22 protein-coding genes are annotated in these 22,884 nt (G+C 70.3%); 14 read left to right on the top strand and 8 right to left on the bottom strand.

Annotation, left to right across the window (positions count from 1 at the left end; translation table 11 throughout):
* Positions 1–327: 327 nt before the first annotated feature.
* The gene (locus ACTWPW_RS02550) at positions 328–1,389 is read right to left on the bottom strand and encodes a PQQ-dependent sugar dehydrogenase (protein ID WP_443167839.1); all 1,062 of its coding nucleotides are present in this window, start codon (positions 1,387–1,389) and stop codon (positions 328–330) included.
* A gap of 38 nt (positions 1,390–1,427) precedes the next feature.
* Here ACTWPW_RS02550 and ACTWPW_RS02555 point away from each other — a divergent pair, with 38 nt between their 5' ends.
* From ACTWPW_RS02555 to ACTWPW_RS02580, 6 genes are all read left to right on the top strand, one after another.
* Positions 1,428–2,336, top strand: coding sequence for a 2-hydroxyacid dehydrogenase (locus ACTWPW_RS02555; RefSeq protein WP_443167840.1), 909 nt, complete (start codon positions 1,428–1,430; stop codon positions 2,334–2,336).
* Positions 2,337–2,572: 236 nt separating this feature from the next.
* Positions 2,573–5,191: a putative bifunctional diguanylate cyclase/phosphodiesterase gene (locus ACTWPW_RS02560; protein ID WP_443167841.1), complete on the top strand. Its 2,619-nt coding sequence runs from the start codon at positions 2,573–2,575 to the stop codon at positions 5,189–5,191.
* Between the two features lie 204 nt (positions 5,192–5,395).
* The gene (locus tag ACTWPW_RS02565; protein WP_375111414.1) at positions 5,396–7,135 is read left to right on the top strand and encodes an acetolactate synthase large subunit; all 1,740 of its coding nucleotides are present in this window, start codon (positions 5,396–5,398) and stop codon (positions 7,133–7,135) included.
* Entirely contained in the window at positions 7,128–7,652 is a 525-nt protein-coding gene (ilvN, locus tag ACTWPW_RS02570) for an acetolactate synthase small subunit (RefSeq protein WP_364117873.1), read from the top strand. The genes ACTWPW_RS02565 and ilvN overlap by 8 nt, the downstream gene beginning before the upstream one ends.
* 23 nt (positions 7,653–7,675) lie before the next feature.
* Complete coding sequence (gene ilvC, locus ACTWPW_RS02575) at positions 7,676–8,659, top strand: ketol-acid reductoisomerase (RefSeq protein WP_375111522.1); 984 nt, start codon at positions 7,676–7,678, stop codon at positions 8,657–8,659.
* A gap of 160 nt (positions 8,660–8,819) precedes the next feature.
* Positions 8,820–9,797, top strand: a complete 978-nt coding sequence (locus ACTWPW_RS02580) for an NAD(P)-dependent alcohol dehydrogenase (RefSeq protein ID WP_443167842.1) — start codon at positions 8,820–8,822, stop codon at positions 9,795–9,797.
* A 64-nt stretch (positions 9,798–9,861) separates the two neighbouring features.
* Here the strand turns inward: ACTWPW_RS02580 and ACTWPW_RS02585 are convergent, their stop codons facing one another.
* Complete coding sequence (locus ACTWPW_RS02585) at positions 9,862–10,116, bottom strand: hypothetical protein (RefSeq protein WP_443167843.1); 255 nt, start codon at positions 10,114–10,116, stop codon at positions 9,862–9,864.
* 12 nt (positions 10,117–10,128) lie between these two features.
* Here ACTWPW_RS02585 and ACTWPW_RS02590 point away from each other — a divergent pair, with 12 nt between their 5' ends.
* The 5 genes from ACTWPW_RS02590 (at position 10,129) to ACTWPW_RS02610 (ending at position 13,300) form a co-directional block, all read left to right on the top strand.
* On the top strand, positions 10,129–10,521 hold the full coding sequence (locus tag ACTWPW_RS02590) for a PadR family transcriptional regulator (RefSeq protein ID WP_443167844.1): 393 nt from the start codon (positions 10,129–10,131) through the stop codon (positions 10,519–10,521).
* On the top strand, positions 10,518–11,246 hold the full coding sequence (locus ACTWPW_RS02595) for a siderophore-interacting protein (protein WP_443167845.1): 729 nt from the start codon (positions 10,518–10,520) through the stop codon (positions 11,244–11,246). Before ACTWPW_RS02590 ends, ACTWPW_RS02595 begins: the two co-directional genes overlap by 4 nt.
* 63 nt (positions 11,247–11,309) lie before the next feature.
* Positions 11,310–12,077: a type I methionyl aminopeptidase gene (gene map / locus ACTWPW_RS02600; protein WP_443167846.1), complete on the top strand. Its 768-nt coding sequence runs from the start codon at positions 11,310–11,312 to the stop codon at positions 12,075–12,077.
* A 398-nt stretch (positions 12,078–12,475) separates the two neighbouring features.
* Positions 12,476–12,757 (top strand): hypothetical protein, encoded by a 282-nt coding sequence (locus tag ACTWPW_RS02605; RefSeq protein ID WP_364117886.1) that lies wholly within the window; start codon positions 12,476–12,478, stop codon positions 12,755–12,757.
* A gap of 261 nt (positions 12,758–13,018) precedes the next feature.
* On the top strand, positions 13,019–13,300 hold the full coding sequence (locus tag ACTWPW_RS02610) for a hypothetical protein (RefSeq protein ID WP_375111409.1): 282 nt from the start codon (positions 13,019–13,021) through the stop codon (positions 13,298–13,300).
* Positions 13,301–13,366: 66 nt separating this feature from the next.
* Here ACTWPW_RS02610 and ACTWPW_RS02615 read toward each other — a convergent pair whose 3' ends face one another.
* On the bottom strand, positions 13,367–13,501 hold the full coding sequence (locus tag ACTWPW_RS02615; protein ID WP_443167847.1) for a hypothetical protein: 135 nt from the start codon (positions 13,499–13,501) through the stop codon (positions 13,367–13,369).
* On the opposite strand from ACTWPW_RS02615, the gene ACTWPW_RS02620 reads away from it, so the two are divergent.
* Positions 13,494–13,853, top strand: a complete 360-nt coding sequence (locus tag ACTWPW_RS02620) for an ABC transporter permease (RefSeq protein WP_443167848.1) — start codon at positions 13,494–13,496, stop codon at positions 13,851–13,853. The genes ACTWPW_RS02615 and ACTWPW_RS02620 overlap by 8 nt on opposite strands.
* A gap of 39 nt (positions 13,854–13,892) precedes the next feature.
* Positions 13,893–14,819 carry a hypothetical protein gene (locus ACTWPW_RS02625; protein ID WP_443167849.1) on the top strand — a complete coding sequence of 309 codons (927 nt, stop codon included), beginning with the start codon at positions 13,893–13,895 and terminating at the stop codon, positions 14,817–14,819.
* Between the two features lie 437 nt (positions 14,820–15,256).
* Here ACTWPW_RS02625 and ACTWPW_RS02630 read toward each other — a convergent pair whose 3' ends face one another.
* The 5 genes from ACTWPW_RS02630 to ACTWPW_RS02650 form a co-directional block, all read right to left on the bottom strand.
* Positions 15,257–16,147 (bottom strand): CAP domain-containing protein, encoded by an 891-nt coding sequence (locus ACTWPW_RS02630; RefSeq protein ID WP_443167850.1) that lies wholly within the window; start codon positions 16,145–16,147, stop codon positions 15,257–15,259.
* A 135-nt stretch (positions 16,148–16,282) separates the two neighbouring features.
* Positions 16,283–17,830, bottom strand: a complete 1,548-nt coding sequence (dacB, locus tag ACTWPW_RS02635) for a D-alanyl-D-alanine carboxypeptidase/D-alanyl-D-alanine endopeptidase (protein WP_375111405.1) — start codon at positions 17,828–17,830, stop codon at positions 16,283–16,285.
* Positions 17,831–17,929: 99 nt separating this feature from the next.
* A complete protein-coding gene (locus tag ACTWPW_RS02640; protein WP_364117896.1) occupies positions 17,930–18,478 on the bottom strand; it encodes a DUF1707 and FHA domain-containing protein in 549 nt (182 codons plus the stop codon).
* Positions 18,479–18,581: 103 nt separating this feature from the next.
* A complete protein-coding gene (locus ACTWPW_RS02645; protein ID WP_443167851.1) occupies positions 18,582–19,943 on the bottom strand; it encodes an MFS transporter in 1,362 nt (453 codons plus the stop codon).
* A 59-nt stretch (positions 19,944–20,002) separates the two neighbouring features.
* Complete coding sequence (locus tag ACTWPW_RS02650; protein WP_364117899.1) at positions 20,003–20,857, bottom strand: hypothetical protein; 855 nt, start codon at positions 20,855–20,857, stop codon at positions 20,003–20,005.
* Positions 20,858–21,097: 240 nt separating this feature from the next.
* Here ACTWPW_RS02650 and serA point away from each other — a divergent pair, with 240 nt between their 5' ends.
* Positions 21,098–22,687, top strand: coding sequence for a phosphoglycerate dehydrogenase (gene serA / locus ACTWPW_RS02655; RefSeq protein WP_375111403.1), 1,590 nt, complete (start codon positions 21,098–21,100; stop codon positions 22,685–22,687).
* Positions 22,688–22,884: the final 197 nt, after the last annotated feature.

The raw sequence follows: 22,884 nt of genomic DNA on the forward strand, positions 1-22,884 counted from the left end.
CCCCGGCTTCCCGGCTCGGGCCGCGTCCCCGGCGCTCAGCACTGCCGCGTCAACCCACGACTCCACCCGAAGGACCTCAGCCCCCTACGGCGCCGCAGCGGGCTGAGGTCCGTCGGAGTCCGGGGCGGGTGCGGCGCTGTCAGGCGCAGGGTCTTTCGGGGGTGCGACGCCGTGGGGCGCCGGGGTTCCTCGGGGGTGGGGTGTGGTGTGGCGCTGTAGCGCGACTCCGCCGCGTCAACGCACGACTCCACCCGAAGGACCTCAGCTCGCTACGGCGGCGCAGCGGGCTGAGGTCATTCGTCGCGCTGTAGGGCTTCGGGGATCGGGTCAGGACGGGGGGACCGAGAGGATGCGGTCGTCGCCGGGGCGGGGGGAGCCGCGGCCGTCCTTGTTGCTGGTGCCGACCCACAGGGTGCCGTCAGGGGACGCCGTGACCGCGCGCAGGCGGCCGTAGCGGTCGGTGAAGTGGGCCGCGGGGGTGCCGGCCGAGCCGTCCTCCCCGAGGGGGATCTGCCACAGCCGGGCCCCGCGCAGCGCGCCCACCCACAGCGAGCCGCTCGCGTACGCCATCCCCGACGGCGACGCCTCGCCGGTGGGCCAGGTGAGGATCGGGTTGACGAAGCGCCGGTCGTCGCCGCGCCCCTCGACCTCCGGCCAGCCGTAGTTGGCCCCTGGCCTGATCAGGTTGACCTCGTCGTAGGCGTTGGCGCCGAACTCCGAGGCGTACAGGCGGCCGGAGCCGTCCCAGGCCAGGCCCTGGACGTTGCGGTGGCCGTAGCTGTAGACGAGGGTGCCGAACGGGTTGCCGGGCGCTGGGGCGCCGTCCACGGTCATGCGGAGGATCTTGCCCCCGAGCGAGTCCCGCTGCTGGGCCAGGTCGCGGTCGCCGGTGGTGGCGTACAGGTAGCCGTCGGGGCCGAACTCGAGCCGGCCGCCGTTGTGGATGCCGCCCTTCGGGATGCCCCGCACGAGGAGTCGCTCGTCGGAAAGGCTGTCGCCGGACAGGCGGTAGCGGACGATCCGGTTGTCCTGTTCGGCGGTGTAGTAAAGGAATATTTGGCCGTCCTTGGCCGCCACGCCCATCAGGCCGCCCTCGCCGTCCGGCCGCGCCCCCTCGATCGTCGCCAGCTCCGTCACCTTGCCGGCCGGGCTCACCCGCAGCAGCCGGGCCGAGTCCCGCTCGGTCACGAGCGCGTCGCCCCCGGGCAGGAACGCGATCGCCCACGGCACGGACAGCCCGGTCGCCACGTCCTTCGGATCGCCGGGGGCGGCGCCGGCGGTCACGGCGGCCGTGGGGAGCACCTCACCGCCGCTGGAGCCGCCGCCGAAGCCGCCGCCGGAACAGGCCGTGAGGGTGGTCAGAAGCATGATCGTCAGGAGCTTCTTCATGTGTCCCATACTTCCCCTGGAGTCGTAAGGTTCTCGGCATGAAGATCTGGGTTCCGTCCGATTCGGTGGCTGATGTACTGTCCGAACTTCCCGGCGTCGAATGTGCTGTCTATGACGGCACGTCCTCGATGCCGGAAGGGGTGGACGAGGTAGAGGTATGGGTCCCGCCGCTGGTCACCGTGCCCGACGTGCCGGGGACGCTGGCCAGGATGAGCTCGTTGCGGCTGGTGCAGACCGTGACGGCCGGGGTGGATCCGTACCGTCCGCACATGCCCGAGGGCGCGCTGCTGTGCAACGCGCGCGGCGTGCACGACGCGGGGACCGCCGAGTGGGCGGTCGGGGCGATGGTGGCGGTGCTCAGGGAGTTCCCGGGGTTCGTGGACGCGCAGCGCAGGGGTGAGTGGACCTACCACCACACCGACGTGCTGGCCGACTCGACCGTCCTCATCGTCGGCTACGGCTCCATCGGCGCCGCGCTCGAAAGGCGGCTGGAGGGGTTCGAGGTGGACGTCGTACGCGTGGCCAGGAGCGCCCGCGACGGGGTGCACGCCATGGACGAGTTGCCCGCGCTGCTGCCCGGGGCGGACGTCGTCGTGCTGCTGGTGCCCGCCACCGCCGACACCGCCGGGATGGTCGACGCCGGTTTCCTCGCGCGGATGAAGGACGGCGCCGTGCTGGTCAACGCCGCCAGGGGCGGGATCGTCGACACGGACGCACTGATCGCGGAGCTCAAAACGGGTAGGCTACGCGCCGCGCTCGACGTGACCGCGCCCGAGCCGCTGCCCGAGGGGCACCCCCTCTGGAGCGCGCCGGGCGTGCTGATCACTCCGCACATCGCGGGCAGCACCCCCGCGTCCGGGCGGCGCATGCTGCGCCTCATCCGGGCTCAGTTGGAGCGTTACCTCGCAGGTGAGCCGCTGATCAACGTCATAACCGACTCGTATTGAGAGGATTCCTGAACGTGGCTGGTCCGTGACCTCCGGTGCGTACGGTTGCGTTTGCAGGGAGTTCCTGACTCACTGTCAAGGAGCTCTTGGCGGCAATTGGTCTGTCTGGTTATCAGATCGGTGACGACATCGCCGTTGTCACCACCCGCGCACCCGCGACAGCACACACTGGCGAAGTGATCGACCGGGCTTCGGCGGTCGCTGGTGCAGAGTTCGAGACGGGATGGGCAACGACTGTGATCCGCTGGCGTGATCCACGGGTGCCGCCGGCCGCCGCGGCGGCGGCAGGTGCGGTGGCGTTCGCCGCCGTCCTTCTGGCGCAGGCCCCGGCCACGATCACCGGTGCGGTCGCCGGAGGGCTCGCGGCGGTGATCGCCGCTGCCTCTCTGCTGGTTGCCTCGGTGAAGCAGGTCGCCACGCATCGCCCGACGGCGATGGGCGCGCGCTGGATGGGCGGCGGCGCCGTCGTCTGGGCCGCGGGAGTGGCGCTGAGGTCGTTCGCCGAGGGCTTCGTGGTCAGCTTCGCCGACATGTTCGTCCTGCTCGGCACGGTGATCACGGCGGGCGGGGCGCTGATCGCCGCCGACCGCAGGTTCCCGGCCAGGGTCGCCTTACGGCATCTCACCGACGCCTACCTGTGCGCCGCCTCGCTCTTCATGATCGGCTGGGTCGTGGCACTGCGGCATGTTTACGCCGAGTCCGCCGACCCGCCCACGTTCACGCTCGTCATGCTGCCGCCGATGATCGCGCTGCTCGTGACGTGCGCTGTCATACCGTCGGTGATCATGAGCCGGTCGTCCTCGTGGCTGCTCGGCCTGGCGGGGGTGGGCGTGCTGGCCACCATGACCCTGGCCGGGGTGGGCACGGCGGTGGCGCGGCTCCTCGACGGCGACCCGCAGCTCTGGAGCGTCATGCTCGCTCCCGTCGCCTTCCTGCTGGTGGCCGCCGTCCCGTGGGGCCCGCGGTTCGGGGAGGGCGGCCGGCCGGCCGCCGGTCACGTGGTCGGGCTCGCGCCGCTGGCGCTGGTCGGCGTGGCCACGATCACGCTGCTGGCCCACCAGGCGGGCGGCAACGCCGGGCCGCCGGTGTCCGGGGTCGTGGTGGTCGCCGCCTCCGTGGTGCTGCTCCTGCTGGTCCGGCTGTTCGTGGTCTCGGTCGCCAACGTACGCATGCGCGGCCTGGTCAGGCTGGGCGCCCGGCAGCTCAGGGAGCTGGCGGAGAGCACCGGCGACGTGGTGTTCACCTGTGACTACGAGGGTGAGGTCCGGGAGATCGGCGCCGGGGTCGAGGTCACCTACGGCTACCGCCCCGACGACCTGGTCGGCGGGTCGATCTTCGACTACATCCACCCGGAGGACGTGCCGGGCATCCAGGAAGCCATGCGCGCCATGCACCAGGACGAGGAGAACGCCGCCCCCGGCGCCTGCCTGATCGCCTGCCGCGTACGCGCGGCCGACGGCACCTGGCGGCCCACCGAGTCCGTCGCCACCCGCCACGTCGGCGGCGACGAGCTGATGCTCGTGACGACCAGGGACGTCAGCGACGAGGAGGCGCTGCGCAACCAGGTCGCCCACCTGACCTTCCACGACGGCATCACCGGGCTGCCCAACCGCGCCTACTTCGAGGAGCGCACCCGCGAGGTGCTCTCGGGGCGCACGTCGGGGAACGTGGCGGTGATCTTCCTCGACCTCGACGGGTTCACCTCGGTCAACGACTCGGTCGGGCACGCCAGCGGCGACTACCTGCTCGGGCAGGCGGCCCGCCGGCTGCGCGGGGCCGTACGCGCCGACGACACGCTCGCCCGCTGGGGCGGCGACGAGTTCGCGGTGCTCGTGGAGACCGGCGGCGAGGCGCAGGTCGCGGTGGACCTGGCCGAGCGGCTGGTCCGCGCGGTCTCGCAGGAGCCGTTCCGCGTCGCCGACCGCGACGTGGCGCTGACCGCGAGCGTGGGCGTGGCCTTCACCGAGGACGACATGCCGGCCGGCGACCTCATGCGCAACGCCGACGTGGCGATGGCGCGCTCCAAAGAGCTCGGCGGGCGGCGGGTCGAGGTGTTCGCCGCGCAGATGCACGCCGACGTGGTGCGCCGCCTGGAGCTGGCCGCCGACCTGCAGCGGGCGCTGATCGAGCAGCAGTTCGCGATCGAATACCAGCCGGTCGTGGACCTGGCCACGTCGCGGGTGACCGCGGTCGAGGCGCTGGTGCGGTGGTGGCGCGGGTCGGTGTTCGTGCCGCCCGAGCAGTTCCTCGGCCCGGCCGAGGACACCGGGCTGATCGTGCCGCTGAGCGAGTGGATCCTGCGCGAGTCGTGCCGCGAGGTGGCCGCCTGGCGGGCCTCGTCCTGGGACATCGGGCTGTCGGTGAACCTGTCGGCGCGCCAGATCATGGCGCCCAGGTTCGTCGAGACCGTCGAGGAGGCGCTGAGCGAGAGCGGGCTGCCCGCCTCCGCGCTCACCCTTGAGGTGATCGAGGAGATGCTGGTCGAGGACGCCGAGGAGACGATGAAGCGGCTGTCCGAGCTGCGCGCCCTCGGGGTACGCCTGGCGATCGACGACTTCGGCACCGGCTACGCGTCGCTGGCCTTCCTCCGGCAGCTCCCCGTGGACATGATCAAGATCGACCCGTCCTTCGTCTCCGGCCTCGGCAGGGACGACACGCTGACGCTGCTCACCCGCACGATCGTCCGGCTCGGGCACGACCTCGGGCTTATCGTGGTGGCCGAGGGCATAGAGCGTCCCGAGCAGCTCGAACTGCTGAAGCAGATGGGCTGCACGAGGGGGCAGGGCTTCCTGGTGGCACGGCCGATGGCGGCGCGCGGGGTCGACTCCTTGCGGCGGACGAGTCTCACTGTTTGAGACTTGTGTCCAGCAAGTTGACACTGGGGCGTTCCGAGCGGCTATGGTGTAAGCCATGCTTCGCAGTGAGATTCTCGTAGTACTTCGCCGGCGCGCAGGCCGATAGCGAAGCACGACGACCTGCGCGCCGCCCCAGACCCGCCACCTGGTGGGAAGGGGCCTTTTTTATGTCCTTAAGCGAGTAGCCACGCAAGGAACGAGCCGATGACCGAACGGATGACAGGTGCACAGGCCCTGGTGAGGGCGCTGGAGCATGTTGGAGTCGACACCGTGTTCGGGATCCCGGGCGGTGCCATTTTGCCGGCCTACGATCCTCTCTACGACTCGACCAAGGTCCGGCACGTGCTTGTACGGCACGAGCAGGGCGCGGGGCACGCGGCCGAAGGCTACGCGCAGGCCACGGGCAAGGTCGGTGTGTGCATGGCGACCAGCGGCCCCGGTGCCACGAACCTGGTGACGCCGATTGCCGACGCCTTCATGGACTCGGTGCCGATCGTGGCGATCACGGGCCAGGTGGCCGCTCCGATGATCGGCACGGACGCCTTCCAGGAAGCCGACATCTCCGGCATCACCATGCCGATCACGAAGCACAACTTCCTGGTCACCGACCCCGCCGACATCGCCCGGACGATCATGGAGGCCTTCCACATCGCCTCCACCGGCCGTCCCGGGCCGGTCCTGGTGGACATCTCCAAGGACGCGCTGCAGTCCGAGACCACCTTCAGCTGGCCGCCCACCATGCAGCTCCCCGGCTACCGCCCCGTCACCCGGCCGCACTCCAAGCAGATCCGCGAGGCCGCCAAGCTGATCGCGGAGGCCAAGCGGCCGATCCTGTACGTCGGCGGCGGCGTCCACAAGGCCCGCGCCTCGGCCGAGCTGCTGCAGCTGGCCGAGCTGACGAACATCCCCGTCATCACCACCCTGATGGCGCGCGGCACGTTCCCCGACAGCCACCCGCAGCACATGGGCATGCCGGGCATGCACGGCAGCGTCTCGGCCGTGGGCGCGCTGCAGAAGTCCGACCTGATCATCGGCCTGGGCGTGCGGTTCGACGACCGGGTGACCGGCCACCTGCCGTCGTTCGCGCCGTACGCCAAGGTCGTGCACGCCGACATCGACCCGGCGGAGATCTCCAAGAACCGCCACGCCGACGTGCCGATCGTGGGTGACTGCAAGGAGGTCATCAGCGACCTCATCGCCGCCATCCAGGCGTCCGGGCAGAAGGGCGACTACGCCGACTGGTGGACGGTGCTCAACGGCTACAAGCAGACGTACCCGCTGGGCTACGAGACGTTCGAGGACGGCTCGCTGGCCCCTCAATACGTCATGGAGCGGCTGAGCGCGATCGCCGGCCCCGACGCCTACTACGTGGCCGGCGTCGGGCAGCACCAGATGTGGGCCTCGCAGTTCATCGGCTACGAGAACCCCGGCACGTTCATCAACTCCGGCGGCCTCGGCACGATGGGCTTCGCCGTCCCGGCCGCGATGGGCGCGAAGATGGGCCGGCCCGACGCCACCGTGTGGGCCATCGACGGTGACGGCTGCTTCCAGATGACCAACCAGGAGCTGGCCACCTGCGCCCTGGAGGGCGTGCCGGTCAAGATCGCCGTCATCAACAACGGTAACCTCGGGATGGTCCGCCAGTGGCAGACGCTCTTCTACGAGGAGCGCTACTCCAACACGGATCTGCAGAAGGCGCGCCGCATCCCGGACTTCGTCAAGCTGGCCGAGGCCTATGGTTGTGTGGGCCTGCGATGCGAGCGTCCCGAGGACGTGGACGCCGTGATCAAGAAGGCCATGGAGATCAACGACGTGCCTGTGGTGATCGACTTCGTCGTCCACCAGGACGCCATGGTCTGGCCCATGGTCGCGGCAGGCACCAGCAACGACGACATCAAGATCGCCCGTGACATGGCGCCGAAGTGGGAGCACGAGGATGAGTAGGCACACGCTGTCAGTGCTTGTCGAGAACAAGCCCGGTGTCCTGGCGCGCGTGTCGGCGCTGTTCAGCCGCAGGGGGTTCAACATCGACTCCCTCGCGGTCGGACCGACCGAGCACGACGACATCTCCCGCATGACCATCGTGGTCAGCGTCGAGGAGCTGCCGCTGGAGCAGGTCACCAAGCAGCTCAACAAGCTGGTGAACGTGCTGAAGATCGTCGAGCTCGACCCGTCGCAGTCGGTGCAGCGCGAGCTGATGCTGATCAAGGTCAAGGCCGACGCCGAGAGCCGTTCCCACGTGCTGGAGCTCGTCCAGCTCTTCCGCGCCCGCTGCGTCGACGTGGCGGCCGACGCGGTGACCATCGAGGTCACCGGCACTCCCGACAAGCTCGAGGCGTTCGTCAAGGTCCTCGAGCCGTTCGGGATCAAAGAACTCGTCCAATCGGGCATGGTGGCCATCGGCCGCGGCGCCCGCTCCATCACCGACCGGTCCCTCAGGGCACTGGACCGTACCGCCTGAAAGGTTTTGAGCAAGTGACCGAGATCTACTACGACGACCAGGCCGACCTGTCGATCATCCAGGGACGCCACGTGGCCGTGCTGGGGTACGGCAGCCAGGGCCACGCCCATGCGCTCTCCCTTCGTGACTCCGGCGTGGACGTGCGCGTCGGCCTGCCCGAGGGCTCCAAGAGCCGCGAGAAGGCGGAGAACGACGGCCTGCGCGTGGTCACCCCGGCCGAGGCGGTCGAGGAGGCCAACCTCACGATGATCCTGGCGCCGGACCACATCCAGCGTCACCTGTACGCCGAGCACGTGGCCCCCAACCTGGTCGAGGGCGACGCGCTGTTCTTCGGCCACGGCCTCAACATCCGCTACGGCCTCATCGAGGCCCCCGAGGGCGTCGACGTCTGCATGGTCGCACCCAAGGGCCCGGGCCACCTCGTACGCCGCCAGTTCGAGGCCGGGCGCGGCGTGCCGTGTCTCGTGGCCGTCGAGAAGGACGCCTCCGGCAAGGCCCTCGACCTGGCGCTCTCGTACGCCAAGGGCATCGGTGGCACCCGCGCCGGCGCGCTGCGCACCACGTTCAAGGAGGAGACGGAGACCGACCTGTTCGGCGAGCAGGCCGTGCTGTGCGGCGGCGTCTCCGAGCTCATCAAGGCGGGCTTCGACACGCTCATCGAGGCCGGCTACCAGCCCGAGGTCGCCTACTTCGAGTGCCTGCACGAGATGAAGCTGATCGTCGACCTCATGTACGAGGGCGGCATCTCCAAGATGTACTGGTCGGTCTCCGACACCGCCGAGTACGGCGGCTACACCCGCGGCCCGCGCGTCGTCGGTGACCAGGCCCGCCAGGAGATGCGCCGCATCCTCGGTGAGATCCAGGACGGCACCTTCGCCCAGCAGCTCGTCGAGGAGTTCGACAGCGGCCAGAAGGACTTCCAGCGCTACCGCGACGAGCTGGCCGAGAACCCGATCGAGAAGACCGGTGCCAAGCTCCGTCCGATGATGAGCTGGCTCAAGGCCTGAGTTTCACACGCGCGACGGGCGGGAGTTGCTCCCGCCCGTCGCGCTTTTTCATGCCCGGGCGGGGAATGCGGTGACCCGTTCGCGGGGCGCTCGCCGAAGGGTGGTGCGAGGTATGGTTTTCATATGTCAGGAATTTCTTTCAGGTGTAAGAGGGAGCGCCATGACGATGAAGGCCATCCGCTACCACGCTTACGGGCCGCCTGAGGTCATCGAGCTGCAGGACGTCGGCAAGCCCACGGCCGGTGACGGGGACGTGCTCATCCGCGTACGGGCCGCCTCGGTCAACCCGGGGGACTGGCACCTGCTCAGAGGCAGCCCCTACATCTTCCGCGCCATGGCGGGGCTGACCCGGCCCAAGGCCCACGGGCTGGGCGCCGACTTCGCGGGGGAGGTCGAGGCGGTGGGCAAGGACGTCACCGCCTTCCAGCCCGGCGACGAGGTGTACGGCTGCGCCCCCGGAGCCTTCGCCGAATACGTCACCGTGCCCGAGGGCGGCCCGGTGGCCAGGAAGCCGGCCGGGCTGACGTTCGAGCAGGCGGCGGCCGTGCCCACGTCGGCGCTGACCGCCCTGCAGGCCCTGCGTGACAAGGGGCGGCTCAAGGCGGGGCAGAAGGTGCTGGTGAACGGCGCCTCGGGCGGGATCGGCACGTTCGCGGTGCAGCTCGCCAAGGCGTACGGGGCCGAGGTGACGGGCGTGTGCGGGAGCGGGAACGTGGAGCTGGTCCGCTCGCTCGGCGCCGACCACGTCGTGGACTACGCCAAGGAGGACTTCACCCGCACCGGGCGGCGTTACGACCTCGTCCTCGACAATGTGGGCAACCGCTCGTTGACGGACTGCCGGCGTGTGCTCACCCCGGACGGGGCGTACATCCCCAACGGCGGCTCCGGCGGCGGTCGCGTGTTCGGCGTCATTGGCCGCATCATCCGGGTGAAGGCGACGTCCGCCTTCGTCCGGCACCGGCTCCTGACGTTCATGACCAGCGAGAACGCGGCCGATCTCGACACCCTGCGCGAGCTGGTCGAGGCGGGCGGGCTCACCCCGGTCATCGACCGGGTTCATCCGCTGAGCGAGGTCCCCGAGGCCATCGGCCACGTCGAGCGGGGGCACGCGAGAGGCAAGGTCGTCATCACCGTCTGACACCCCACCCGCATCGGCTGTTCGACGGGTGAAAATCTGTCGAGCGCCGTGCGGCCGGCGGTGATCATCGCCCGATGAGCTGTGTCTTCTGCCGGATCGCCCAGGCCACCCAGGGGCACACGCTGGTGGTCCCGAGCTCTGAAGCCGCCGTTTCACGAAACTCACGATACGACGTGTTTACTCCGATATATCGTTCGATATAGCCTGCGATACATGATGAACGCACGTCGCAGTCCAGGGAGGCCCCACGGGGCGTTTCTTCGGGCCGGGCGAGCTGCGCCTGGCCGTCCTGGCCCTGATCGCCGAGCAGCCCGGCCACGGTTACCAGGTCATGAGCCGCCTCGCCGACCGCTTCAACGGCACCTACGAGCCGAGCGCCGGCTCCATCTACCCGACCCTGCAACTCCTGGAGGACGAGGGCCTCGTCCGGGTCGAGCCCGTGGACGGCCGCAAGGTCCACCACGTCACCGACGAGGGCAGGCGCGTGGCCGAGGAGCACGCGGCGGAGATCGCGCGGCTGTGGGGCCGCGCGGCCAGCAGGGGCGAGTGGGGGATGTTCCGCGAGCCCGAGGCGGCGGAGATCATCGGCCCCGCGCTGCGCCTGGTCAAGGCGGCCGTGAAGACGCTCGCCCACTCCCACGGGGATCCTCGGGTGATCGAGAGCATCCAGGAGATCTTCGTGGACGCCCGCCACCGGATCGAGGACCTCAGGAGGCAGGTGTGAGGCGCACTCTTGCCCGCAGGCTGCTCGACCGGATGTTCCTCACGGGAGAGGTCGTCGAGGTCGAGCAGCTCACCGCCCGCATGCGGCGGGTCCGGATCGGCGGCGGGGACCTGTCGAACCTGCGGTGGACCCCGGGCCAGCATGTGCGGCTGCTGGTCGGCGACGGGAGCGGCCCGCTGGGCGGTGTCCTGCGCACCTACTCGATCTGGCAGTACGACCCCGCCTGGGAGGCCGTCGAGCTGATCGGCTACGACCACGGCGGCGACGCGCCGGGCGCCTCCTGGGTCAGGAACGCGCGACCGGGCCAGGAGGTCGCCTTCACCCGCCCGGACGGGAGCTTCGTGGTGCGGCCCGAGGCTTCCTATCATCTGTTCGCCGGCGAGGAGACGGCGTCGGTGGCGTTCGGGGCGATGTTGCGGGCCCTTCCCGAGGGTGCGCGCGCGTGCGGCGTGGTGGAGGCCGAGGGGCCGGGCGAGCATCTTGACCTGCCCGGCGGCGGCCTGGTGCGGGTGAACCGGGACGGCGCGCCCGCGGCGCGTTCCGAGGTGCTGGTGAACGCGGTCAGGGAGCTGGACCTGCCCGCCGGGCCGGGGGTGGCGTACCTGGCGGGGGAGGCCCGTACGATCCAGGCCGTGCGCGCCCATCTGGTCGGCGAGCGCGGGTGGAACCGCAGGGACGTGCGGACGAAGCCGTTCTGGACCCCGGGGAGGAAGGGCATGGACTGACCGGGGCGGGGACTCGTCGATCCGTGATAATAATACCGGTATAGTTATCGACGAGGAGGGGTCGTGATCGAGCTCAAGTCAGCCGGTGAGATAGCGGCGATGCGCGAGGCGGGCAGGGTCGTGGCCGCCGTCCAGGCCGCGGTGCGGGACCGGGCGGCGGTCGGGGTGTCGCTGAAACAGCTCGACGAGGTGGCCAGGACGGTCATCGAGGAGGCGGGAGCGGGGGCGTCGTTCCTCGGGTACCACCCGTCGTTCGGGGCGATGCCGTACCCGGGGGTGATCTGCACGTCCGTCAACGGGGTCATGCTGCACGGGCTGCCGACACCGTACCGCCTGCGGGACGGAGACGTGATCAGCGTGGACTGCGCCGCGTACGTCGACGGGTGGCACGCCGACGGCGCGGTCAGCTTCGCGGTGGGGCAGGGCCGCGCGGAGGACCTCAAGCTGATCAGGGTCGCGGAGGAGACGCTCGCCGCGGGCATCGAGGCGGCCCTGCCCGGCGGCCGGATGGGCGACATCGGGCACGCCATGTCCACGGTCGGGCGCGGCGCCGGATACGGCATGCAGAACGACTTCGGCGGCCACGGCATCGGCCGGGCCATGCACGAGTCGCCGTTCGTGCCCAACGAGGCCCGCCGGGACCGCGGGCTGCGGTTGCGGCCGGGGCTGGTGATCGCGATCGAGCCCAGCCTGATGGCCGGGGGCGGCGACGACTACTACATGGCCGACGACGGCTGGTCGGTGTGCTCGGGCGACGGCAGCAGGAGCGCGCACGTCGAGCACACGGTGGCCATCACCGCGGACGGCCCGGTCATCCTGACCTTGCCGTAGGTTCGCGCATCCGAACGGGAACCTCGTGCCCCTGCTCGCCGCGCCCGGCCGGGCGCAACCCCGCCCCGCGCATCGCGTCGAGTTCGGGGCGACGTTTGGAAATAACGAATAGTCCGATATGTGTGGTTATGATCCTCTGCCTTCCCCGTGACGCGCACCAGTGTGACGCCGCACGAGAGCGTGATCCAGGGTCATGGACTGGTAAGGATCGAGGCGGTCGTTTTCCCCCTGCGCACACATAATCGTCAAGTTGAGCGATCTTCATCCACCGTTCGACCATGCGTGCATTTCTGCAGGTCAAGAGCGAAAATATAGGTGTTTGTCAAACTTGAGCAGAGGGCAGATCTTCCTCCGATAGCTACGGAGAGTAGTCGAGAGTTATCCAGGGGAGAATCGATATGTACAGACAACGGCTCATTCTGGCCGGCCTCGTCGGAGGGCTGCTCATGTCCGGCGGCGCCGCGTTCGCCAACGACGACGAGACCGAGATCAACCAGGACCGCGCGCACGCTCCTCAGAGCAGCCTGAGGAGCGTCGACATCTGCTCCAACGGCGACCTCACCCTCGCCGGGGGCGACGTCAACCAGGGCACGGAGGGCGTTCTCGTCCTTGAGACCGGCGACATCCTGAGCCAGATCCTCGGCATCAAGAAGGAAGAGCGGAACTGCTCGATCGGCTGACGTCGATTCTCAGCGGCCGGGAAGCGTAACCCAGGGGCCCGCCTGCAGGGCGGGCCCCTTCCCCGCGCTCACTGGGGCGGCCGATTCTCCTGCCGTCCGCAGCTGATCGCCAAGTAGCACGATCTTCGTCATCTTTTCTCCCGGATCCGGTAATTCCGCGGGTCAAGAGCGAAATATAGGTGTTTGTCAAACTTGGGCGAGGGGCAGATCTTTCTCCGGTAGCTACGGAGAGTAGTCGAGAGTTATCAGAGGAGAATCGATATGTACAGGAAACAGCTCATTCTGGCCGGCCTCGTCGGAGGGCTGCTCATGTCCGGCGGCGCCGCGTTCGCCAACGACGACCAGACCGAGATCGACCAGGAGCACGCGCGCGCTGCTCTGAGCAGCGTGAAGACCGTCGACATCTGCTCCAACGGCGACCTCACCCTCGCGAAGGGCGATGTCAACCAGGGCACGAGCGGCGTCATCGTCCTCAAGACCGGCGACATCCTGAGCCAGATCCTCGGCATCAAGGGCGAAGAGCGGAACTGCTCGATCGGCTGACGTCGATCCTCAGCGGCCGAGAAGCCCAACCCAGGGCCCGCCTGCAGGGCGGGCCCTTCCGCGTGCTCACGCTTCGTACGCGAAAGAGGCGTCGAAGGTCGGCAGGTCGATCCGGTTACGCCTGGCCAGCTCGACGACGAGCTCGGGTTCGAGGGTGCCCTGCGATGTGCAGGTGGTGTTCTTCCCCGCGCTGGTGAACATCGCCTTCGGCCTGAGATCCGCCTCGCCGCAGGCCACCGACCTGATCATGGCGTACGGCGGCACGCGCCTGACCGTCCTGCGCGAGGTCGCCGTGCCGACGGCGATGCCCTCCGTCTTCGCCTCGGCCAGGATCTCCGTGCCCGTCTCGATCATCGGCGCGCTGATCGCCGAGCGGCTGGACACCGGGCAGGGCACCGGCGCCGAGATCCTGCGGGCGATCGGCGGGTTCCGCCATGACGAGGTGTGGGCGGACATCGTGCTCGTCACCGGGGTGTTCATCCTGGCGTACGCGGTCGTGGGCGTCGTCGAGCCGCTCGTCCTGGCCCGCTTCTCGGACCGGCCCGCGGAGTGAGTTGCGCCTGACACCGTGTCAGGCCGTTCACTGGCGACCATGCTCGCCTACCTGGGTTCAGGACCCTACTGTTACGCCCATTCGCTGGCCATGGTGCTCGGCCCCGCGTCGCCCGAGGTCGGGGTGATCGAGACGCTGACGGGGTCGCCGTTCGGGATGCGGCTCGTCGGCGGCACCCGGCCGTTCTTCGACCCCTACGGCTGGGACCCGGAGCTCGGGGTCGACGCCGCCGTCGAACTGCTCGGGTGGCGGTGCGAGCGCAGCCACGGGGGCCCGCCCGGTGAGGCGCTCGACCGGCTGCGCGCCGCGTGCGCGCGGGGGCCCGTGCTCGTCGGGCCCGTGGACATGGCGCTGCTGTCGTACGTGCCCGGCGGGGCGGGGGACCACTACCTGGTGGCGTTGGCCGTCGAGCGTGACACCGTCGTGCTGCACGACCCGCACGGGCACCCCTGGGCCACGCTGCCCACCGCCGACTTCCTGGCCGCCTGGCGGGCTGACGCGGTGGAGTATCTGGACACGTCCTACGTGATGCGTACCGGCTTCGTACGGGCGAGGCGGACGTCCGTGCCGCGGGCGTTGCGCGCCTCGCTGCCCGCCGCCGTCCGCTGGCTGTCGGGCCGGGACGACCTGCCGGTGCCGCCCGGCACGCTGGGCGGGGCCGCCGCGGCGCTGCGGCTGGCCGAGCTGGTGGAGGCCGGCCTCGACGAGGCGGTCCGGGGGACGCTCGTGCACTTCGGCGTACGGGTGGGCGCGCGGCGCCTGGCCGACGCCGCCACCTGGCTCCAGAACCTGGGCCTACCGGCAGCGGCCACCGCCGCCGCCGACCAGGCCCGCCTGCTCGGCGCCCTCCAGCACCCGCTGGTCACGGGCGACGACCCGGCCGTCGCGGCCACCCTCCGCCGCCTCGCCCCCGGCTACGACCGCCTCCGCACAACCCTGACCACCTCCGTCGCGACCCCGTCCTGAGCGCCCTGCCCCTCGGCGTCCCCACGCCCGGTCCCGCGCGAGCTTAGCCTTTACGCTCGACGCCCGCGTCCTCCCGAGGCACCAGCACGGGAGCCTGCGCATGAACCCGACCGTTCCCCAAGGGACCTCAGCCGAAGTGTGGTGGGAAGGGTCGGGTCGGCGGGTTGGCGTGTGCGGACCCGGTCGCGGTCCCGCGCTGAGCGCCGGCCGTCCGGCTGCCTGCGCGTGAACCCGACCGCTCCTCAAAAGGACCTCAGCCGAAGTGCGGTGGGAAGGCGCGGGGTGGCGGGCTGGTGGGTGCGGACCCGGTCGCGGTCCTGTGTGCGGGGGGAGGCGCGACCGGGTCCGCCCGGAGGGGAGCGTTTGGGCGTGCGGTGGGAAACCGGCTCGGGGTGGGGCCGGTGGAAGCCCGACGCTCCCTTGGTTCGGGGGCTGCCCTAGCGGGCGGCGAAGTCCTGCGTCCAGGTGGGTCCCTTGGCGTTGTGACCGACGCCGATGTGGGTGTAGGAGCAGTTCATGATGTTGGCCCGGTGACCTGGGCTGTTGAGCCAGGCCTTGACCACGGTGGCGGCGCTGGGCTGGCCCTTGGCGATGTTCTCGCCGGCTATCCGGAAGACGAAGCCGGCTGCCTTGATCCGCTGGTCGAACGTGCGGCCGTCGCGCGAGTCGTGCGAGAAGTAGTTGTTGCGCGCCATGTCGGACGAGTGGCGCTCGGCGGCGAGGTGCAGCTTGGCGTCGTGGACGAGGGGCCGGCAGCCGTTCTTGGCGCGGGCCTGGTTGGTGAGGGTGACGACCGCTGTCTCGGGGGCGGAGGCGAAGCCCCCGGCCGAGGCCGGGCGCCCGCACGACAGCTTCACCGAGCGCGAGGTGTCGACCCGGCCCTGCGAGTCGAGTGCGACCACGTAGTAGCGGCGCGGGGTGCTGGTGCAGCGCACGTTGGCGGTGATCCGCCCGTTGCCGATGACCTTGGAGCCGCTCTTGACGACGGGGTCGGTGCCCTTCACGGCGACCTGGACGCGCACCCTGAGCCGGGCCTGGTCGGCGCAGCCCGTCCGGGCGACCGTGCCCCGTACGGTGCCCTTGGAGACGAACGGCTTGGACGCGACCACGCGGCACGCCAGCCGCGCGCCCTGCGTGACGGGCTGGGCGGCGGGTCGTACGGCAGGTCGCACGGCGGGCTGTACGGCCGCGCTGGAGGCCGTGGCGGGCGCGGGGATGCTCAATGCCGCCAGACTCCCGAGGCAGGCCATCGCCTTGAGCTGTCCGCGCATCATGTCCTCCGGTTTGGGGCTCGACACTGCGTCGAACCCGAATTCTGGCCCGCCCAAGTCGGCTTTGTACGGAAATTCCCGCCGTTACCTGGAGCTCCAAGTCGCTGAATCGTAATATGACCTGGTCTGAGACCCGGTAAACCAGAACGGCCCCCTGAGCGTCAGGGGGCCGCAAGGTGGGTCAGCGGGCCGTCAGCACTGCGCGGGCTTGAGCCACGAGCACTCCAGGTCGCCCGCCGCGCCTGGGACCGCGGCCCGGAGCTGGGCGGCGGCGTCGCCGGCGGCCGCCGTACGGGAGAACTGGGCGAGCCGGACCGCGATCTTGTCCTCGATGTCCTTCGGCGAGGCCGACAGGTACTGGTTGAGCATGATCGAGAAGATCAGCGGCTCGCCGTCGGCGCTGGTGACGTAGCCGGAGAGCGCGGTGACCCCGGTCAGCGAGCCGGTCTTGGCGTGGACGTTGTTCGCCGCGGGCGTGTTGCGCATCCGGCTGCGCAGGGTGCCGCCCGTGAACCGGTCGGCGTTACCGGCGATGGGCAGGGACTCGTACCAGGTGGTGAACCACGGCTTGCCCCGTACGGCGGACAGGAGCTGCACGATCGAGCCCGGCGAGAACCCGTCGCGCCGCGACAGCCCGGAGCCGTCCCGCATGTTGATCACCTGCACCCCGTTCGCCCTGGCGAAGTCGGTGCTGACCTTGAGCCCGGCCGACCAGGTGCCCTGGTTCGCGACCTTGCGGCCCATGGCCTTGGTGAGGATCTCGGCGTGGATGTTGTTGCTCAGCTTCATGAACGGCACCAGCAGCTCGCCCAGCGTCATCGACTCGTGCCTGGCCAGCTCCTTGGCCCCCGCGGGCGCCGCGCCCGCGACGGTCGGGCCGAGCACCTTGACGCCGTGCCCGGCCAGCGCCTTGCGGAACAGTGCCGACACGTACGCCGTCGGGTCGTCCACCGCCACCCACTCCTGGTACGGGTCCGCCACCGTGCCCGTGATGACCACCGTCCGGGTGCCGTGCTGCCGCTCGATGAGCACGTCGGTCTCGGCGCCCACCGTGGCCCGGTTGACGATCTTCAGGTAGTCGGTCTCGGGCGTGGTGGACACCTTGACCTTGTCCCCGTCGGCCGCCACGGCCACGATCACCGAGCCGGCGTCGTAGTCCCGGTCCGGCGAGGCGGTCAGGGCCGAGATCGGCGCCGCGTAGTACGCGGTCTCGTCGTCCCAGGCCCAGTCGTTGCCGAGCCGCTGCGTGTCGAACCAGGTGTCGTCGGCCACCAGCTTGCCGGTGACCACCTTCACGCCGGCCGCGGCGACCTCGGCGGCCAGCGCGTCGTAGTCCGCGGCCAGCATGGTCGGGTCGCCGGTGCCGCGCAGCACCAGGTCGCCGGCCAGCACCGAGCCCGCCTTGCGGCCGGTGTTGAGCACGGTCGTGGGGAAGCGGTAGTCGAGGCCGAGCGTCTCCGCCGCCGCGGCGGAGGTGAACAGCTTGGTGTTGGAGGCCGGGAGCAGGAGCTTGCCGGCGTCGGTGGCGTAGAGCTCCTCGCCGGTCTGTGCGCTCTTGACCACGACACCGGCCCTGGCGATCGTGAGCCGCGAGTCGCTGAGAATCTGGTTGAGGTCCTGGGTCAGGTCCGCCACGCCCACGGAGGGGTCGAGCGCGACGGCCGGGGAGGAGGGTCCGGACGCCCACGCGAGGGCCGCGACGAGCGCGCCCGCGACGAGGGAGGCTGAGGTGCGCCGCATGGGGTCTCCAAGTGACTGGGGGATCGCATGAGAGCATGGATCAGCGCAGTCAGCCTGTAATCCGCAAATATCCGTATTTATCGGGTGTGGCGGGAGCTGTCAGGACGGCTGGTGCGACGTCACCATGAACCCGCAGTCGCCGAACGAGATCTCGTCGCCCGACTTCACCCTGGCCGGCCCCACCAGCCGCCACCCGTTGAGCCGGGTGCCGTTGAGCGAGCCGAGGTCCACCAGCATCCACCCGCCGTCGCCCTCGCGGCGCAGCTCGGCGTGCACGCGGGAGACCGTCAGGTCCGACAGGACGAGGTCGCAGGCCGACCCGCGGCCCACCACGTAACGCAGCCGGTCGTCGTCGGGCAGGGCCAGCCGGGGCAGGCGCGGGCGCCGCCACGCCGACTGCAGCCGGGTGGTGAACTCGGAGACCGACGCCACCGCGTCGGTCAGCCGCTGCCGGAACGTCTGCCGTTGCGGCAGGTCGGCCACCAGTTCGTCGAGCTCGTGCCGGTTGCGTGCGCGCAGCGCCTGGTCCACCCGGCCCACGAACGTGTCGTGTGAGATCCGGCCCTCCACGGCACGGTCTCTGAGCTCGTCGATCGCACGGTCACGTTCCCCATCGGAGGCGCGAAAGGGCGGATGCGTGGAGCTCATGTAGCGAGTATCGGCCTGAACCTCGCCTCGTGTCCAGAATACGCGGATCAGTTGCGATAGGCATGCGTCGTGCCCGGCCCGCCGCCGCCCTGGCGGGGGCTGTTCACGCGGACGTGTCCGGCACCGGCGGGACGGGTGGCGGCAGGCGGTACTTCAGCGTGATCAGCACCGACGCGAAGATGATCACCGCGGGCAGCGCGGTCTGCCCGATGAGGACCGCGGTCACCGCGCTGTCCGGCTGCTGGACGGGCGTGCTGGGCTCGGACTCGATGAAGCCGCTGATGGACAGGATCACCCCGAAGATCAGCGCCCCGAACGAGCTCACCCCGCTCTCGATGGCCGTCCACAACCCGGTCAGCACCCCGGCCCGCCGCTTGCCCGTCCGCGCCGCGTCCACCGCGATCACGTCCGCGAGCATCGAGAACTGCATGAGCTGCACGCCCGCGTACCCGATGCCGACCAGCAGGATCATCACGTGCGCCCACACCGGGCCGAACAGCGGCGTCGCCATGGCCGCTGTCGTTCCGGCCCCGAACAGCGCCGCCGCCAGCACCATCGCGCCGCGCTTGTCGAACCGCCTGGCCAGCCGCACCCACAGCGGCATCGTCAGCAGGATCGGGCCGACGAGCGCGGCGAAGAGCGTCTGCGTGGCCCCGGCCGACCCGAGCGTGTACGTCGCGAAGTACGGCGCCGCGGCCAGCATCATGCTGACGGCCAGCATCTGCGTGCAGGCCAGCACCGTCAGCCAGAGGAACGGCGGGTTGCCCCTGATCGCGGCGAGCTGCTCACGCCACCCGCCGCGATCCGGCTCGGGGGCGCCGGTCATGGGGGCGCGGGCCGTGCCGAAGAACGAGCCGAGCATGGCCAGCAGCAGGATGACCGCGATCGTCAGCGCCATCACCCGGTAGCTGCCCAGCGTGCCGTCCTCGCCCTCGCCGGTGGCGATGGCCGGCGCGAGCACGCCGCTGATGGCGGTGGCCACGCCGATGAACACCATCCGCCACTGCAGCAGCGACGTGCGCTCGTGGTAGTCGTGCGTCATCTCGCCGGGCATCGCCTTGTACGGCACCTCGAACAGCGCGTACGCCGTCGCCGTCGCCAGGAAGCACACGCCCACGTACGCGGCGGCCGCGTAGCCCGTCAGCGACGGGCCGGCGAACACCAGGAAGAACGCGATCGGCAGCGTGCAGGCGCCCGCCAGCATCCACGGCCGCCGCGGCCCCATGCGCGAGCGGGTCCGGTCCGACCACCGCCCCACCAGGGGGTTGATCACCAGATCCCACACCTTGGGCGCGGTGACCACCACCCCGGCCAGCCACGCGGGCACGGCCAGGAAGTTCGTCATGTAGTACAGGAGGAGCAGTCCGGGCACGGCGTTGACCGTGGCCGTGCAGAACGAGCCCACCCCGTAGCCGACCCGCACGCCCCTGGGGACAGTGGTCGCGGGCACCGCCGGTGCGATCATGCCCTCATTGAAGCGGAGCGAGGGCTTGTTCGGGAGGGCCCACTTTCGCGGGCCCTCCGTCAGTCGCTGACGTTCGCGCAGACCACGTGGGCGCCGATCTCGATCATCCGCCGCTCGCTGCGCGCGTCCGCCACCCTGGCCATGAGGATCGGCGCCCCGGAGGCGGCGAACTGCGGCAGCCGGGCGCGTACCAGGCGGTGCAGGTCGCGTACGACGTCCTCGGCGGCCGACATGTGCACCTTCACGTGCAGCATGATCCCCGGCGCCCCGGAGGCCGTGCGGGCCTCGGAGATCCAGACGTGGTGCACGAGCGGGAAGTCCATGAGCAGGTACGCGATCGCCTGCCGCAGCGCGGGCAGGATCGGATGCGTGCACCGCCGGTAGCCCGGGTCCACCTGCTGCATCGGCCCCGACAGATGCGGCCTGGGCGCGGGCACCCAGGGGAACGTGGGAGCCTCCGGAGCCGGGGGAGCCACCTGGGCCAGCGCGGCACCGCGCGACACGGTGGCCATCGCCCCTGTCGCGTAGGCGGCGGGCACCGCCCCCGACAGGACGGGCGTGGGCCCCGTGCGCGTCGTGGTGAGGAAGCGCTGCAGATCGTCGATCGGCACGGCCGCGGCGGCTGGTCCGGCCGCGTCGATCACGATCTCGCGCACCCCGGTGACGCGCTGGATGTCCAGGATGGTGTCGGCGTCGCAGGCCGACAGGGAATGGCTGCCGCGGTGCCTGGCATAGGTAGCGGGGCCGGTGTATCCGAGCAGCACCCGGTCACCGGCCTGGGTCGTCCCCAGGACGACGGAACGATCTGGTCGCACTGCCACCAGGACTCCACCGTCGGCAAGAGCGCCCAGCAGGCGGTGCGGCGTGCCATGCTGAGCGAGCACGTCGGCAAGCGCAGGATTCCCGATGCTCATATGACGAACCATAGGTAGTCGGCCACGGCTTATCAGGCTAATGGCGAATAAATCTCCCGATCAAGACAAAGATGTGCGCAGAGTGGATGAGTTTGCCGAGCGCTGGGTACGGCGGTCCTCGTCTCACATCGTGAGTCCCTCGTGAACGCGTTCACAAGCGCCGGATAGACTCAGTGGGACCGCCGGGGGGATCCGTGGACGTGTCCCCCCAAGCCCGCCGTGCCTTAAGGATCCACACCAGTGAACAAGCCCGTCGTTCTGGTCGCAGAGGAGCTGTCCGAGGCTGGCCTCGCCGTACTCGGAGCTGATTTCGAGGTCCGCCACACCGACGGCGCCGACCGTTCCCAGCTGCTGCCCGCCCTCGCCGAGGTGGACGCGCTGATCGTCCGCTCCGCCACGCAGGTCGACGCCGAGGCCATCGCCGCGGCGCCCAAGCTGCGCGTGGTCGCGCGCGCCGGCGTCGGCCTCGACAACGTCGACGTCGAGGCGGCCACCAAGGCCGGTGTCATGGTCGTCAACGCGCCGACCTCCAACATCACCAGCGCCGCCGAGCAGACCATCGCCCTCATCCTGGCCAGCGCCCGCAACACGGCCCAGGCCCACGCCGCGCTGAAGAACGGGGAGTGGAAGCGCTCCAAGTACACCGGTGTCGAGCTCGACGAGAAGGTCGTCGGCATCCTGGGCCTGGGCAAGATCGGCCAGCTCGTGGCGCAGCGGCTGCAGCCGTTCGGCGTCGAGCTGATCGCCTACGACCCCTACCTGCCGCCGGCCCGCGCCGCGCAGATGGGCGTCAAGCTGCTCAGCCTCGAAGAGGTGCTCAAGCAGGCCGACTTCATCACCGTTCACCTGCCCAAGTCCAAGGAGACGCTCGGGCTCATCGGCGACCGGGAGCTGCACCAGGTCAAGCCGTCCGTCCGGATCGTCAACGTCGCGCGCGGCGGGATCGTGGACGAGGGCGCGCTCTACTCGGCGATCAAGGAGGGCCGGGTCGCGGGAGCCGGCCTGGACGTGTTCGCCAAGGAGCCGTGCACCGACAGCCCGCTGTTCGAGCTGGACCAGGTCGTCGCCACGCCGCACCTGGGCGCCTCCACGCACGAGGCCCAGGAGAAGGCCGGCACCCAGGTCGCGCGGAGCGTGAAGCTGGCGCTGGCGGGCGAGTTCGTGCCCGACGCCGTCAACGTCCAGGGCGGGGCGGTCGCCGAGGACGTCAAGCCGGGCCTGCCGCTGGCCGAGAAGCTCGGCCGGGTCTTCACCGCGCTGGCCGGCGAGGTCGCCACCAAGCTCGACGTCGAGGTGCGCGGCGAGATCGCCTCCCAGGACGTGCGGGTGATCGAGCTGGCCGCCCTCAAGGGCGTGTTCGCCGACGTGATCGAGGAGCAGGTCACCTACGTCAACGCCCCGCTGCTGGCCAAGGACCGCGGCATCACCGTCGAGCTGGTGACCAGCTCCGAGAGCCCCGACTGGCGCAACGTGGTGACCGTGCGCGGCGTGCTCGCCGACGGCCGTACGGTCTCGGTCTCCGGCACGCTCTCCGGGCCGCGCCAGATCACCAAGATCGTCGAGGTCAACGGCTACGAGATGGAGATCGAGCCGACGGCCCACCTGTGCTTCTACACCTACACCGACCGTCCCGGCATCGTCGGCGTGGTGGGCAGGCTGCTCGGCGAGCACAACATCAACATCGCCTCGATGCAGGTGGCCCGTGACGTCAAGGGCGGCAAGGCGCTCATCGCGCTGACCGTCGACTCCGCCATCCCCGCCGAGGTCGTCGAGCAGATCGGGGCCGAGATCGGCGCCGAGAGCGGCCGTTCGGTGGACCTGGAGGACTGACCTCCCACACCGGCCGGGGGCCGTCACCCGTCTTGGGTGACGGCCCCCTTGCGTCTCACGATGCGAGATAGTAGGACATCCAAGCAGCATGCTCGGGTACTGTGACGGGTAATGCGCCAGGTTCTCGTACTCATTACCTGCCGCGGCGGGGCCTGTTAGGGCAGGTCGACGACCCGCCGCGGAGAGCGGCGTTGGCG

Origin of the sequence: Nonomuraea sp. KM90 (genome assembly GCF_052246675.1) — a bacterium.
GTDB lineage: Bacteria > Actinomycetota > Actinomycetes > Streptosporangiales > Streptosporangiaceae > Nonomuraea.

Coding starts and splice junctions, on each gene's coding strand:
- ACTWPW_RS02645 (WP_443167851.1), bottom strand. CDS start 19,943: ATGATCGCACCGGCGGTGCCCGCGACCACTGTCCCCAGGGGCGTGCGG.
- ACTWPW_RS02610 (WP_375111409.1), top strand. CDS start 13,019: ATGTACAGGAAACAGCTCATTCTGGCCGGCCTCGTCGGAGGGCTGCTC.
- ACTWPW_RS02650 (WP_364117899.1), bottom strand. CDS start 20,857: ATGAGCATCGGGAATCCTGCGCTTGCCGACGTGCTCGCTCAGCATGGC.
- ACTWPW_RS02580 (WP_443167842.1), top strand. CDS start 8,820: ATGACGATGAAGGCCATCCGCTACCACGCTTACGGGCCGCCTGAGGTC.
- ACTWPW_RS02550 (WP_443167839.1), bottom strand. CDS start 1,389: ATGAAGAAGCTCCTGACGATCATGCTTCTGACCACCCTCACGGCCTGT.
- ACTWPW_RS02625 (WP_443167849.1), top strand. CDS start 13,893: ATGCTCGCCTACCTGGGTTCAGGACCCTACTGTTACGCCCATTCGCTG.
- ACTWPW_RS02605 (WP_364117886.1), top strand. CDS start 12,476: ATGTACAGACAACGGCTCATTCTGGCCGGCCTCGTCGGAGGGCTGCTC.
- ACTWPW_RS02555 (WP_443167840.1), top strand. CDS start 1,428: ATGAAGATCTGGGTTCCGTCCGATTCGGTGGCTGATGTACTGTCCGAA.
- ACTWPW_RS02615 (WP_443167847.1), bottom strand. CDS start 13,501: ATGTTCACCAGCGCGGGGAAGAACACCACCTGCACATCGCAGGGCACC.
- ACTWPW_RS02590 (WP_443167844.1), top strand. CDS start 10,129: ATGAGCCGCCTCGCCGACCGCTTCAACGGCACCTACGAGCCGAGCGCC.
- dacB (WP_375111405.1), bottom strand. CDS start 17,830: ATGCGGCGCACCTCAGCCTCCCTCGTCGCGGGCGCGCTCGTCGCGGCC.
- ACTWPW_RS02640 (WP_364117896.1), bottom strand. CDS start 18,478: ATGAGCTCCACGCATCCGCCCTTTCGCGCCTCCGATGGGGAACGTGAC.
- ilvN (WP_364117873.1), top strand. CDS start 7,128: ATGAGTAGGCACACGCTGTCAGTGCTTGTCGAGAACAAGCCCGGTGTC.
- ACTWPW_RS02565 (WP_375111414.1), top strand. CDS start 5,396: ATGACCGAACGGATGACAGGTGCACAGGCCCTGGTGAGGGCGCTGGAG.